This window comes from Micromonospora rhizosphaerae, assembly GCF_900091465.1.
In the GTDB taxonomy this organism is placed as follows: domain Bacteria; phylum Actinomycetota; class Actinomycetes; order Mycobacteriales; family Micromonosporaceae; genus Micromonospora; species Micromonospora rhizosphaerae.
This window is the reverse complement of the sequence record NZ_FMHV01000002.1, coordinates 615,114-627,073: the sequence shown is the minus strand read 5'-3', so window position 1 is coordinate 627,073 and position 11,960 is coordinate 615,114. Positions and strand designations below refer to the sequence as shown.

At 68.9% G+C, this 11,960-nt stretch carries 12 protein-coding genes, 1 tRNA gene, 1 other RNA gene and 1 pseudogene; 7 read left to right on the top strand and 8 right to left on the bottom strand.

The window, feature by feature from the left end; genetic code table 11:
• Positions 1–164 precede the first annotated feature (164 nt).
• Together GA0070624_RS03070 and GA0070624_RS36730 are read left to right on the top strand one after the other, a co-directional pair.
• Positions 165–467: a YciI family protein gene (locus GA0070624_RS03070; protein ID WP_245718639.1), complete on the top strand. Its 303-nt coding sequence runs from the start codon at positions 165–167 to the stop codon at positions 465–467.
• Positions 468–544: 77 nt separating this feature from the next.
• Positions 545–781 (top strand): annotated as a pseudogene (locus GA0070624_RS36730) (DUF7003 family protein); the annotation flags it as partial.
• A gap of 321 nt (positions 782–1,102) precedes the next feature.
• Here the strand turns inward: GA0070624_RS36730 and GA0070624_RS03060 are convergent.
• Positions 1,103–1,372: a helix-turn-helix domain-containing protein gene (locus GA0070624_RS03060; protein WP_091336473.1), complete on the bottom strand. Its 270-nt coding sequence runs from the start codon at positions 1,370–1,372 to the stop codon at positions 1,103–1,105.
• 87 nt (positions 1,373–1,459) lie between these two features.
• Between GA0070624_RS03060 and map the strand changes: the two genes are divergently transcribed.
• Positions 1,460–2,248 carry a type I methionyl aminopeptidase gene (map, locus tag GA0070624_RS03055; RefSeq protein ID WP_091336471.1) on the top strand — a complete coding sequence of 263 codons (789 nt, stop codon included), beginning with the start codon at positions 1,460–1,462 and terminating at the stop codon, positions 2,246–2,248.
• A 172-nt stretch (positions 2,249–2,420) separates the two neighbouring features.
• Here the strand turns inward: map and GA0070624_RS03050 are convergent, their stop codons facing one another.
• The 4 genes from GA0070624_RS03050 to GA0070624_RS03035 form a co-directional block, all read right to left on the bottom strand.
• Positions 2,421–3,089, bottom strand: a complete 669-nt coding sequence (locus GA0070624_RS03050; protein WP_091336469.1) for a DUF6875 domain-containing protein — start codon at positions 3,087–3,089, stop codon at positions 2,421–2,423.
• Between the two features lie 315 nt (positions 3,090–3,404).
• Positions 3,405–4,634: an MFS transporter gene (locus GA0070624_RS03045; RefSeq protein ID WP_091336468.1), complete on the bottom strand. Its 1,230-nt coding sequence runs from the start codon at positions 4,632–4,634 to the stop codon at positions 3,405–3,407.
• A 133-nt stretch (positions 4,635–4,767) separates the two neighbouring features.
• Positions 4,768–5,361, bottom strand: coding sequence for a hypothetical protein (locus tag GA0070624_RS03040; RefSeq protein ID WP_091336466.1), 594 nt, complete (start codon positions 5,359–5,361; stop codon positions 4,768–4,770).
• A 53-nt stretch (positions 5,362–5,414) separates the two neighbouring features.
• Positions 5,415–5,930 carry an ArsR/SmtB family transcription factor gene (locus GA0070624_RS03035; RefSeq protein WP_176731573.1) on the bottom strand — a complete coding sequence of 172 codons (516 nt, stop codon included), beginning with the start codon at positions 5,928–5,930 and terminating at the stop codon, positions 5,415–5,417.
• A gap of 85 nt (positions 5,931–6,015) precedes the next feature.
• Between GA0070624_RS03035 and GA0070624_RS03030 the strand changes: the two genes are divergently transcribed.
• Both GA0070624_RS03030 and GA0070624_RS03020 read left to right on the top strand, forming a co-directional pair.
• Positions 6,016–7,257, top strand: coding sequence for an MFS transporter (locus GA0070624_RS03030; RefSeq protein ID WP_218105101.1), 1,242 nt, complete (start codon positions 6,016–6,018; stop codon positions 7,255–7,257).
• 671 nt (positions 7,258–7,928) lie between these two features.
• On the top strand, positions 7,929–8,630 hold the full coding sequence (locus tag GA0070624_RS03020; protein WP_176731572.1) for an alpha/beta fold hydrolase: 702 nt from the start codon (positions 7,929–7,931) through the stop codon (positions 8,628–8,630).
• Positions 8,631–9,109: 479 nt separating this feature from the next.
• Here the strand turns inward: GA0070624_RS03020 and GA0070624_RS33740 are convergent, their stop codons facing one another.
• Positions 9,110–9,394 (bottom strand): hypothetical protein, encoded by a 285-nt coding sequence (locus tag GA0070624_RS33740; RefSeq protein WP_141714919.1) that lies wholly within the window; start codon positions 9,392–9,394, stop codon positions 9,110–9,112.
• Between the two features lie 570 nt (positions 9,395–9,964).
• On the opposite strand from GA0070624_RS33740, the gene GA0070624_RS35505 reads away from it, so the two are divergent.
• A complete protein-coding gene (locus tag GA0070624_RS35505; protein ID WP_091336457.1) occupies positions 9,965–10,642 on the top strand; it encodes a DUF4396 domain-containing protein in 678 nt (225 codons plus the stop codon).
• Between the two features lie 295 nt (positions 10,643–10,937).
• Here the strand turns inward: GA0070624_RS35505 and GA0070624_RS03010 are convergent, their stop codons facing one another.
• Positions 10,938–11,300: a tetratricopeptide repeat protein gene (locus GA0070624_RS03010; RefSeq protein WP_245718637.1), complete on the bottom strand. Its 363-nt coding sequence runs from the start codon at positions 11,298–11,300 to the stop codon at positions 10,938–10,940.
• Between the two features lie 395 nt (positions 11,301–11,695).
• A tRNA-Ser gene (locus GA0070624_RS03005) sits at positions 11,696–11,781 on the bottom strand.
• An 81-nt stretch (positions 11,782–11,862) separates the two neighbouring features.
• Here GA0070624_RS03005 and ffs point away from each other — a divergent pair.
• An RNA gene (gene ffs / locus GA0070624_RS03000) (signal recognition particle sRNA small type) lies at positions 11,863–11,953 on the top strand.
• Positions 11,954–11,960: the final 7 nt, after the last annotated feature.

The window sequence follows — 11,960 nt, the reverse complement described above, 5'->3', positions numbered from 1 at the left end:
GGCGTACCACTCCGAGCCGGCGCCGGTCAGCCCAAGCCAGCCGCCCGCTCGGCGGCCATGAGAGTGCGGTTGGACTACTCGTAGCCGGTGGCAGCGGCGATGATCTCCGCGACCAGGGGCACATGACGCCCCCGGGGGCGGAACGGCGGAGGTCCCGTGAGAATTTGACCTTCCCCGAGGAGGAGCTGCCCGACGTGGCCGAGGCCGCGCACGAGGTGGTCCAGGAGGCCAAGGATGCAGGCGTGTGGGTTTTTGGAGGTGGGCTGAAAGGCCACGAGGTGAGCGTCGTGGCCACCGATGGAACGGTCACCGACGGCCCGTACCTGGAGAGCAAGGAGCACCTCGGCGGATTCGCGGTCGTCGACGTGCCCTCACGCGAGGAGGCGCTGGAGTGGGCTGCCAAGATCGCCGTCGCCTGCCGCTGTACGCAAGAGGTACGGGAGCTCCTACCCGACCCGACCGTCTGATCGAAGGAGACCCGCCACGCTAGAGCAAGATTTGGTTGGCCGCGGTCTGACCACGCGGGTGTGCGCATCGACCTGGCGAGTTGCTCCCGGCCGATGAGGGGGAGCTGCGGCGCCGGATCCGGGGCGATATACCCGAGGTTCTGCGGCTGGACCAGTGGAACCACTCCGACCTGGCGAGCGGGCTACGCCCCAGCGAGTCTGAGACCTTCCACCAGATCGCCGATGTCTTAGCGACCGGCGACCTCAGCCGATACGCGCCCAGCTTGCGGCCCAACACGCACTGGTCCAACTGGCCGGAGTCGGGAAGCCTGTAGCCGGGCCGCCCACCTCCTGAGGAAGAGTGAGGACCACGCACCGGCCGAACCAGCGGCCCTCGGCGCGGCTGAGCGCCTCCCGCGCGTCCGAGTCAGCGTGGCGCGGACGTCCGCTCATCGGTACGGGCGGGCGTGGCGTTCGGGATCTCGGTGCGTCGCGCCGTATCTGCGGCATGACCGTGTGCCACGCGGACAGCGGCACAAGCGCGCCGCGACATGGGGTTCTGCTCATCGTTTCCAGCGATGGTCGGCACCAGCTACCGGTACTACTTGTCACTTTGCGATGGTGCCGCCCGGTTCCGTGGACGCGTGGAGCAGCGGCTACAAGACGGCTTCCAGCGATAGGTCGCTGCCGCGCCAGGTGGCTGCCAACTCCTGCACCGGCAGGTTGAGCGCCTCACCGAGGCAGATGATCGTGCCGAATCCGGGAGAGGGTAGTCGTCCGGTCTCGATCTTGCGCAGGGTTTCCGGCGAGATGCCAGCCGCGTGCGCGACTTCCGCTAGGTCGCGTCCCGCTCGCGCGTGGCGCAGCAGGGCGCCGAGACGCCTGCCGGCTTCGATCTGCTCAGGTGTGAGCGGGTGACGGACCATGCTCCCAGGATATGGCTGGTATTACTATACCGGCAAGTACTAGGGTGTCGGTATAACTATACCAACACGCTGTGACGCGAGGTATTCGTGATTGAACTGAAGACGCCTGCGGAGATCCAACGCATGCACGTGGCCGGGCGTTTCGTCGCCGAGGTGCTCTCCGAGGTCGGCCAGCTCGCCGACGTGGGCGTCAACCTCCTGGACCTGGAGCACCACGTGCGTGGCATGATCAAACGGTGCGGGGCGGAGTCGTGCTACTGGGACTATGCGCCGTCCTTCGGACGCGGCCCGTTCCGCAACGTCATCTGCCTGTCGGTCAACGACGCCGTCCTGCACGGCCTACCCCACGACTACACGCTGCGTGACGGCGACGTACTCAGCGCGGACCTCGCGGTCAGCGTCGACGGCTGGGTGGCCGACTCGGCGCGCACGGTCGTCGTCGGGACCGCCGCCGAGGAGGACCTGCGGATCATCCGCGCCACCGAGGAAGCGTTGGAGGCGGCGATCGAGATGGCGCGTCCGGGCAACCGCCTGGGTGACATCTCGGCGGCCATCTGGGCGGTAGCCCACGACTACGGTTATCCGGTCAACACCGAGTTTGGTGGCCACGGCCTCGGCCGCACCATGCACGAGGAGCCCCACGTTTCGAACAAGGGCCGGGCAGGGCGCGGCCTCACGCTCCGGCCGGGCCTGACCCTCGCGCTCGAACCCTGGTTCGCCCGCACGACCGACCGGATCGTCTATGACGCCGACGGCTGGACCATCCGGTCAGCCGACGGCTCACGCACGGCCCACTCCGAGCACACGGTCGCCATCACCGAGGACGCCCCCTTGGTGCTCACCCGGCGTGAACCGGAGGACCCCGTAAAGGTGTGAGCGCACGGACTTGAGCCGGGCGCCGGCGATGAGCAGGTGGATGACGGTGTCGGGCCCAGAACGTCACCGTCACGCCTGAGCGGGCCGGCCCGAGCCAGAACTGTCTGCCGGCCACCTGCAAGGTTTCCCGACGGGGGCACGCGGCGGCCGGGCACCCAGCCCGGCCGCCGCGTCACGGTTCGAGATGCTGCCAGTTGGTGCGGCGTAGCTCCTCGGCCAGAGCGGGGACCGCGGACTCGGGAAAACGGCGCGCCCACATGCCGAGAAAGTCTTCGTCGTCCAGGTAGAGCTTCCAGTCGGTGATGTTGGCGTGCCGCAGCAGTACGAACGGCACGGGCGACCTAAACGGGTGGAAGGCCGAGTTGTGAACCGACGCCAATTCGTTCCGTTCGTGGAATTCCCCAATCACCACGCCGTCTTGGGCGTAAGTGGGTTTCAGCAGCCGTGCTATCTGAGCGTCGCTAAAAATGTCGTTTGCGCGATCCGCCGACACGTCCGTGAAAGCGACGACGATCGCTTTGAAGGCTATCTCATCACCTTGCACGGGTTCAGCGCGCAGGAGCCTTCCTTTGTAGTCGTTCACGAGCTGGACGACATCCGCCACGCCCCGATCGGCGATCCGCTCTGGAGCCAGCCAAAGCGTGTTACGCTCCATCGCCGTGCCCACGAAGGGGCATACCGGCCCGCCACGGCCGAGATCATTGTTGGGCATGGCAACGAAGGTCTTGATCCAGTCTGCGACGGCGCGCAGCGCATTGAGATCGCTGTCCGCGAGACCTCTCGTCCTGCCGTAGTCCTCGAGATCCTGGACGGAGAAAAGGCTACGGGTCTGTGTCGCCATGGGCTCAAATTACCGGCCGACCTGGCGGTTTGCGGCCAGATGCAGGAATGAACGATGACGGGGGCGGGGCAGCCACCGCGCGGCGAACGCCTACCTGTTGGCCCGACGGATTTGCAGTTCACCGCAGGTCGGGCCGGTGGCGCTGCTCGACGTCGACCGGCTGCGGGAGCTGGCTGGTTCATCATGATCACGTGGCGCAGATCCGGCACAAACGAGCGCGAGTAACGGCGGAAGATGTCGGAAGCCGACGGAAGGCGTTTGGGCAGGTCAGCAGGCACGTCGGGGGGCGCGCGGGAGGTCGGGAAGCTGGGGCTCTTACTTCCAGCGGAACTGCACGAGTTCCGATCCGCGGCGTTCTTGGCGGAGCGCCGCGTAGAGCAAGAGCCCGGACAGGGCGGTGAGCAGGGGCGCGACCGCGAAGCCGGCGGACATCCCGAGGCGGTCGGCGAGGGAGCCGAGCAGGAACGGGGCGGCGAGAACCAGCACCCCGCCGAGGAGTTGGGCGCGGGCGTTGGCGGCGTCGGTGTTGCCCGGTGCGGCGGCCAGGGCCAGGGCCAGGGCCAGCGGGAACTGGTTGGCGATGCCCAGGCCCGCGACGAACAGGGCGAGCAGGGCGAGGGTCGAACCACCGGGCAGCCAAAGGGCGACCAGACCGGCAAGGGTGACCGCCAGCGACAGGCCCAGCAGGAAACCGGCCTGGCCGGGACGGCGGGTCAGGCGAACCGCCGCGACCCGGCCGAGCAGGATGCCGGCGTAGAAGGTCGTCATGGCGGCGGCGGCCGTGGCCGTGGCCAGTCCGTGGGCCGCGGTCAGGAGTTCGGCGCCGAAGTACACCACAGAGAACTCGACGCCGATGCCGACCGCCACGAGCAGGCACAGCAGCCAGCACGCGAGGGACAGCCGAGAGGCGCGCCGGTGCGATGGGTTGTGCGGCGGGCGGGGCGGCGGGGCCGGTAGCGGCTCGTGCCGGTAGACCACGGCGAGGACGGCCAGGGCGACGGCGGGTACCGCCATCGCGGTGCGCCATGTGCTCGTGGTCGCCTGGGACAGGCCGAGGGCCAGCGGGGCGGCCACGGCGCCGAGTCCGGCGCCGATGTTCATCTCGACCAGCGCTCGGTCCCGGCGGGGACCGTGGTGGTCGGCGAGCACCGATTGGGTGGTGGTCTGCACTGTGGTGCCGGCGAGCCCCATCACGACGGCGCCCAGCAGGGTGATGGTGATGCTGTGGGAGAGGGTGAACAGGGCCGCGCCGGCGGTGGTCACCAGGGCCGACCATCCCAGCACGGCTCGCCGACCCAGGGCGGTGGCGAGGGGCGCGAAGGCCGCGCCGGCGACGACGGAGCCGGCCGCCCACAGCGCCGAGTAGACGCTGATCATCGTGTAGGAGAAGTTCAGTTCCGCGCGGAGCAGAGCCAGCGCCGGGCCGAAGGCGTACAGCCAGAACGTGTACGCACCCAGGGCGCTGTAGGACAGGATGGTCGGCCGGTCCCGCACGAATGCGTCGCCGGACAGCATGGTGGTGGAACTGTCTGTCTTCTGCACCATGCCTGCCCGATATTCTCCTGCTCGCCTAGCACTTCCGGATCTTCAACGGACGTGCGACTCTAGCGCGGTCCTTTGGCATGGCCGTTTCGGGCGGCAGATTAAGGCGTCGTCCATGGTGGTCTATAGCGGACAATCACCTTGTCTGGTGCACGCCCAACATTCGCTCATTGGGGCGCTCGTCCTCCCACTCCTCGGCCAGCTCGTCCCAGTAGTCGGCGGTCAGGCCGCGGCGACCGTGCGCCAGCCAGCCGGCCATGTCGCGTTCCAGGTGCAGCCCCAGCTCGGCGAAGAGATCGATCCACGGCCCGGGCTCCGCGCCCAGCCGGGCGAGCGCGCCGTTGATCGGCCACTCCGCGCGCGGGCCGTCGACGGTGCCGTCGAAGCGCGGCCCCCAGCTCACCTCCCCGCCGAGCCAGACCATCGACGACTGGCGGCCCAGCCCGCCGGCGAACTCCGCCTCCAGGTAGCCCACCGGCCCCTGCCGCGACCACCGGGCCAGCAGGTCGGTCAGCGCCGGCGAGAGCACGAGGTGGAAGGGCTGCTCCGCGCTCGGCTCCCCGGTGGCGAAGTCGGGCAGTGCACCGGTCAGCTCCTCGACCAGCTGCGGGGTGACCGGCAGCAACGCGAAGTCCTGGCGGAGCGCGGCGAGGACCGCGTGGTCCAGGCCGGCGGTCTGCTCGCGGAGCAGCTCCACATCCGCGACCACGCCGCTGAGCTGGTAACTCATCCGATCCTCTCGGCGTCCACAGGCTGTGGATAGTACATGTGTACGACGGCTGCTCAGTCCTCGGAGGCGGGGTCGGTCATCTCGAAGGCCATCACCGTCGCGCCCACCCGGACCGTACCGGGGGTGTGCGGGGGACGGGCCGCGTCGTGCAGCTCAGTCATGATCGCGATCATCCGGCGCCGGGCCGCCGCCCAGTCCTCGGGCGACAACCACAGTTCGGCGTCCGTCGTCACGCCGGCCGTCTCCGGCGCCCGGCGGGCCACCCGGTCCAGCAGGTTCCGGGCCAGCGACTCGGCCAGCAGCGCCTGCCCCTCCCGCTGGTCAGAGAGCGCCGAGCCACGCTTCGCCCGGTAGCGGCGCTCCCGGCCGCCGCGCCGGGTGCGGACGTCGGCCAGTTCCACCAGGCCGGCGGCGTTCAGCCGACGCAGGTGCTGGCTGGCGAGCGCGTGCGAGATCTCCAGCTCGCGGGCGAGCGCCGCGGCGGAAAGCGGCGCGCTCCACAGCAGCGAGAGCATGCGCAGCCGTACCGGGTGGGCCAGCGCGCGCAGGCGCGGATCGGTGGTGCTCACGACCGCCAGTAAACCGGAAGCAACCCCCAAGCATTGACTAGGGGGTTGGTCGGCCGACAGAATCGGCCCGCGCGGGGGAGGTGCCATGAGCTGGGGTACGACCAGGGTCCTGACCAACCGGAACGCCGGCCTCTACCTCGGTGGGGTGCTGGTCTCCGGGTTCGGCACGTCGGCGATGGTGCTGGTCGCCGGGATCTGGGTGAAGGCACTGACCGGGTCGAGCAGCCAGGCCGGCCTGGTCACCCTCGGCATCTGGGGCCCCACCCTGGTCGGCCCGCTGATCGGGGTGCTCGCCGATCGGTTGCGGCGCCGGCCGTTGCTGATTGGCCTGCACGCCGCGATGGCGGTGCTGCTCCCGGTGTTGCTGCTCGTGGACTCCGCGGCCCGGATCTGGCTGATCTTCGCGGTGATGACCGCGTACGGAGTGAGCATCGTGCTGCTCGACTCGGCCGAGGCGGCGCTGGTCCCGTCCGTGGTCCCGGGCGAGCTCCTCGGCGACTTCAACGGGCTGCGGGTGACGATCAACGAGGGGATGAAGCTGATCGTCCCGCTGGTCGGCGCCGGCCTCTTCGCCGCGTACGGCGGGCAGCCGGTGGCGCTGCTGGACGCCGCGACATTCCTCCTCGCCGCGCTGACCTTCACCCTGATCCGAGTACCTGAGGAGCCGCCGCCCCCACCCGATCGCTGGGACCGCCAGCTCGCCGACGGGGTGGCGCACCTGCGCCGACACGGCCCGCTGCGGCACCTCGTCCTCTGCGCCGGCGTCACGATGCTCCTGGTAGGGATCAACGGCGCCGTCGCGTACGCCGTGGTCGACGCCGGCCTGCACCGGCCGCCGGAGTTCAACGGCGTGCTCGCCACGGTCCAGGGCGTGGGGTCGCTGCTCGGCGGCCTGGCCGCCGGGTCGCTGCTGCGCCGGTTCGGCGACCGGCGGGTGACCGCGGCGGCGATCGCGGTCTTCGCGGCAGGGGCTCGCGCTGCGGGCCGCGCCCTCCCTCGCCCTGGTGGTCGCGGGCGGGGTGGCGGTCGGATTCGGTGTCCCGCTGGCGCTGGTCACCGTCTGGACCGCGGTGCAGCGGGAGACCCCGAGCGCGCTGGTCGGGCGGGTCTCGGCCACGGTCAACATGCTCACCTTCGGCCTGGGCACGGTGGCCGTGGTCGCCGGGGCCGGTGTGCTCGTGCTGGTCGACCACCGGGTGATCCTGCTCGTGGCGGCGGTCGGCGCGGCGCTGCTCGCCGGCTGGGCCCTGCTCGGGGGTCGCTCGGCGCCGCCGATCGAGCCGGGGCCGACCCTGGTAGAGCAGTCGCTCCGACCCAGTCCGGCTGAGCCCCGGCCGGCACCGGCCCCGGCCGCGCCGGGTGGTCAGGGTGACGCCCGCCGCACATGACGAAGGGCCGGCCCAGGGACCGGCCCTTCGTGTGAGGCGGAGGATACGAGATTCGAACTCGTGAGGGGGGTTACCCCAACACTGGCCCGGACCACCAGATCCTCATCCTCTGGAAAATTGGGTCGCAGCACCTCGGTACGCGTGATCCCACCACCCAGTCCTACCGGCGACACGAAGCGCGGCGCCACGATCGAGGCCGACCGGTGGTCAGTAAGCGCCGGCACCGGGGCGGGCGTTCGAGAACTGACTCCGTCCGTCTCGGTGCCTTGCTAGGTTCAAGGAGGGATCTGGTCCACCTTGCCCTGGCCGGCTTCGTCGCGGGGGATCTGGTCTACCTTGCCCCGGTCGGCTTCGTCGCGTGGGGCCGCTTCGGCCCCGAGTCCTTCACCGGTTGACCGGCGTGCGGTGTTCTGGATGCCGAAGGGGAGGGGCGCCCGCCAAGGCCGGCCAGGGCGTGATTGCCGCAGCCTCATGACCCGCCAGCGTGCCCGGTGCAGGTCACCCGCAGAAGCCCTCAAGACGGGTAATGGGTGTGGGGTGCCGTCCGGGGTGCAGCCCTGGGAGTCAGCGGGTTGTCACAGTCGAGCGCAGACCGGGAAGGAGCCCTGACATGACTGCGCTGCCGAACATCGTCCTCGTGCACGGCGCCTGGGCCGACGGCTCCAGTTGGAGCGCCGTCATCGAGCACCTGCAGGCCGACGGGTACAGCGTCACCGCACCCCAGTTCCCGATGACCAGGCTGGCCGATGACGTCGCCCGGCTGCGCCAGGTCCTGGCCCGCCAGAACGGGCCGACCGTCGTTACCGGGCACTCCTACGGCGGCCAGATCATCACCGCGCTCGGTACCGACACGCCCAACGTCGTTGGCCTGGTCTACATCGCCGGGTTCGGGCTGGATGAGGGCGAGTCGATCGGCGCCCTCCTGGGCCAGGGACCGCCGAGTCCCGCCCTGGCGCATCTCGACGTCGACCAGCACGGCTTCGCCTGGCTGCCCGAGGACGACTTCGTCAACCACTTCGCGGCCGACGTCGACCCGGTCAAGGCCAAGGTCATGTCCGCGGTCCAGCAGCCGTTGCACGGGAGCGCCCTCCAGGAGGTGATGGGCGTCCCGGCCTGGAGGTCGCTGCCGTCCTGGTTCCTGGTCGCCGACGGCGACCAGGCGATCCCGCCCGATGCCCAGCGGCAGTTCGCCGCTCGCATGGGCGCCACCACCGCGGAGGTCCCGACCAACCACGTGGCGATGGTCTCCCACCCAGATGACGTGCTGCAGCTCATCAAGACGGCCGCCGAGGCGGTGCCGGCCGCAACCTGACCGGGACATCGCACAGCAGCTCGGCGGACTGATCTGGGGCGACCCGCCGGCCGGGAGAGTCCGGCAACGGGCAGCCAGACGGGCCGGAACAGGGCAAGTGAGACGACAACTGAGACGAGAAGACCGTAGAGACGACGGAGGGCCGGTCCCTGATGGGGCCGGCCCTCCTACCCAGCGCCGAACGGCCACGGCTGGCGCCACTGACCGCAGCGGAGATTTTCCTGATGGCGCTCGGTCTAGTTGGCCTCTATGCGGGCGGCATCCTGTGGCTCGCCGTTTACTACCTCTCCGCGACGGCGTAGCCGGTCTCTTCCTGGCAGGGCGGGAACGTGGCGGTGGGCCTCAGTGGGATTTGTGCTGGCTCCGTCCTGACAGTGACCGGTCCGGTCTACTGTTGGTGGCCCGCAGCCAGCGGCGGTGATGAACGACGAAGGACCGACCTTCAGTCCTAGCAGTCGGCCGCGGTCGCTGAGGATCGGTCACGAGCGGCGATAACTCACTTCGTCCCAAACGCGGGTACGCAGCAGAAGCGACACGAAGGGCCGACACGGCGAGCGTGCCCGGCCTTCGTCGACGTGATCAGCCGAGCGTGAGCTCGAACGCCGCGTCCTTGTGCTTGCTGGCGTTGCTGTGCTCCGCTGCTGTACCTGCGGTCCGGTCTCGTCTTTGTCGTTGCGCCCGATGAGCCGGCCGAGCAGTCGGCGGACGAGGTAAGCCGGCGCGATCTTGTCGAAGCCGCTACCGGGCTGTGGCTCGACGAACATCGCTCCAGTCTCCTACGTCTGGGCGTGGCCGGGATCCGAGATCCCTCGTTCGTAAGTTCTAGGCGCTATGTTCGGCGGGGTCCGTGTGCATTCACGACCTCGGGCGGCTGTCTGCACCCGGCCGCTGGCGGCTGCCCTTGTCCAAGTGCTTTGCTGTCACCGTTGCTGTCGATGGAGCAATGCGGCCCGGCAGAGGGCCACGAGGCTCGTCACCGAGCCCCCCACGACGATGTCCCCGGAGTGGATGGTCGCCTACCCACATCTCAAGCGGGAGCATCGCCGAGCCGAAGGCCAGGAACCAGGCGCCCCGAGCAGCCGGCTTCGCGGTCGGTCGGCCGTCCGGCTTGGTCATGCCCGTCATGGAAGCACGCCTGCCTGATGCGGTCATTCCCCGTTCCTCGCCTCGATTGTCATACGTTGAAGCGGAACTCAGGTCGGCCCGCACGTTACCTGCGGCAACGTGCTCGGTTCGCAGCTCAAGTCCCCGCCTTGGGCTAACGCCCCAGCTATCCCCAGCCCGTGGTGGCCTGGAGTGAAGGGAGATGACTTTTGCAACCAACGTGGCTCCTGATGCTCTCGTGGGCAACGCTCGTGTTGGGGTCAGCCAGCGCCGCCGTTATCGTTGTCGACTCCTTTATTGGTGGGCATCGTCAGCCGGTTAAGGTCATGGAGTTAGTCTGGCCGGTCACCGCCCTGTACTTCGGCCCAGCAGCCGTCATGGCTTACAGGAAGTGGGGTAGGCCCCAATCTCCCCGGTGGCGGCAGCGATACGGCAACCCGCCCAAGAAGCCGCGACATGCTGCTGTTGTATTCGGACTCTGTCACTGTCTTGCCCACTGCACCCTAGGTGCCATCATTGCTACGGTGATTATCTTCGGCCTTCGCATCGATACGGCCGGCGAAACGTTGCGGCCCTTGTACATCGGCGACTTCGTAGGCGCGGTGGCCGTAGGCGTCGCATTCCGCTACGCCACCGAGGCCCACACAGGTGGCCGAAGAGTATGGGCTGCAATAAGGAGCGTCGCCAGAGAGGACTTGCTGACCGTATCCGCGGTCGAGCTCGTCCTATTTATTTGGATAGAGCTAGTGGAACATCTTGTTTTCCCGGAGGCCCTGCGGCCTAACAATCCGGTGTTTTGGTTCATTCACCAGATCGGGTTGATCATCGGTTTCTTTGCCGCTTGGCCGGCAACCTCGTGGCTGATCCATCGCGGCATTAGAGGGGAAACGCCGGGCACGCCTCCGTAGTAGTTTCGCCGTACTTCATGGTCTGATCATGTGAGTCGGGTTCGGTGGTGGTACCAGCGGGCGCGGGCTTGGTGGCACTGCGCGGCGAGGCCGTGGTGGGAAGCGGCACGTGCACCCCGAGCAGGCCCCGTGACGAACTACCGGAAGCGGGGTCAGATGCCGGAGCCGGATGCGACGGTGGGGCGCACTCACATGTGGCGCCCGAGCCGGGTCGTGTCCTGGCATGAGAGCCGTCCCCGCCCTGGCGTCGGCGGTCGCCCAAGCCAAGCAACCGAAGGCGGGAGCGACGACGGGGTCAGCTCGCGCTGAGGGCTCGCACCTCGTCGAGGTACGAGACCGCCTCCGGCTCCGTCGGGTACCGCTCCCGCAGTAGGGTCGCCAACTCCTTCGAACACATCAGAAGTGACGGCAGCGACTTGCCGTCTCCTTCTAGTGCCCGTCGGCCGTAGGAAACTGCGCGCTCAAGGTCTCCCGCCCTGGCCGCCACCACGCCGAGGGTGATCCGGGCTTCGGTGTTGCGCATCGGCTTGCGCTCGGTCCCGTCCGGGTTGGTCGACGAGCGGATGACCTCGCGGGCGTACATCTCCGCCAGGCGGTCTTCGCCCGCAATGCGATAGCAGTCCATCGCGTAGAAGTCGAACTTCGCCGGGTCCGCCACGTTCGCCGGCCTCGGCGGCCGCGATGACGCCTCGATAGTCGCCCTGCGTCAGCGCGTACCAAGCCCGCATCTCGTGAGCCCAGCCCGAAATGGCAGCGTTACCGCTTTCCTCGCCCAGCCTCAACGCAGCCTTCCGGGTGCCTTCGGCGATGCGTTTGAGCCCCATGTCGTACTCGACGCTCAGCCTGGTTGCCCAGACCGGCGCGACCTGGTCGCCCGGGGCCGGGCCGCCGGCATCCCCGTAGTTGCCGCCACACAGCGGGGCCGACACGGATCCGGACGATGGGCCGGCGGGAGTGCCCGTGCCGGCCAACTGAGACAAAAACTGAGACCGCAAGATCAAACGCCCGGCGGGTCGGTGTCGACCCGCCGGGCGTTGGCGCTGCTCAGGCGAGCGGAGGATACGAGATTCGAACTCGTGAGGGGGGTTACCCCAACACGCTTTCCAAGCGTGCGCCCTAGGCCTCTAGGCGAATCCTCCGTCCGCAAGGATACAGGTCCCCGGTGGGCCGGCCACCCCACCACCCCCTGATGATCCACTGGAGTTCGGGTACTCTTGACTCACCCCCCGTGCGGCGTGCATCTCGTGAACCTCCCCAGGGCCGGAAGGCAGCAAGGATAAGCGAGCTCTGACGGGTGCACGGGGGGCCTTTCTGTCTC

Coding starts and splice junctions, on each gene's coding strand:
- GA0070624_RS03045 (WP_091336468.1), bottom strand. CDS start 4,634: ATGGTGCAGAAGACAGACAGTTCCACCACCATGCTGTCCGGCGACGCA.
- GA0070624_RS35505 (WP_091336457.1), top strand. CDS start 9,965: ATGCTCTCGTGGGCAACGCTCGTGTTGGGGTCAGCCAGCGCCGCCGTT.
- GA0070624_RS03040 (WP_091336466.1), bottom strand. CDS start 5,361: ATGAGTTACCAGCTCAGCGGCGTGGTCGCGGATGTGGAGCTGCTCCGC.
- GA0070624_RS03050 (WP_091336469.1), bottom strand. CDS start 3,089: ATGGCGACACAGACCCGTAGCCTTTTCTCCGTCCAGGATCTCGAGGAC.
- GA0070624_RS03030 (WP_218105101.1), top strand. CDS start 6,016: ATGAGCTGGGGTACGACCAGGGTCCTGACCAACCGGAACGCCGGCCTC.
- GA0070624_RS03020 (WP_176731572.1), top strand. CDS start 7,929: ATGACTGCGCTGCCGAACATCGTCCTCGTGCACGGCGCCTGGGCCGAC.
- GA0070624_RS03060 (WP_091336473.1), bottom strand. CDS start 1,372: ATGGTCCGTCACCCGCTCACACCTGAGCAGATCGAAGCCGGCAGGCGT.
- GA0070624_RS33740 (WP_141714919.1), bottom strand. CDS start 9,394: ATGTTCGTCGAGCCACAGCCCGGTAGCGGCTTCGACAAGATCGCGCCG.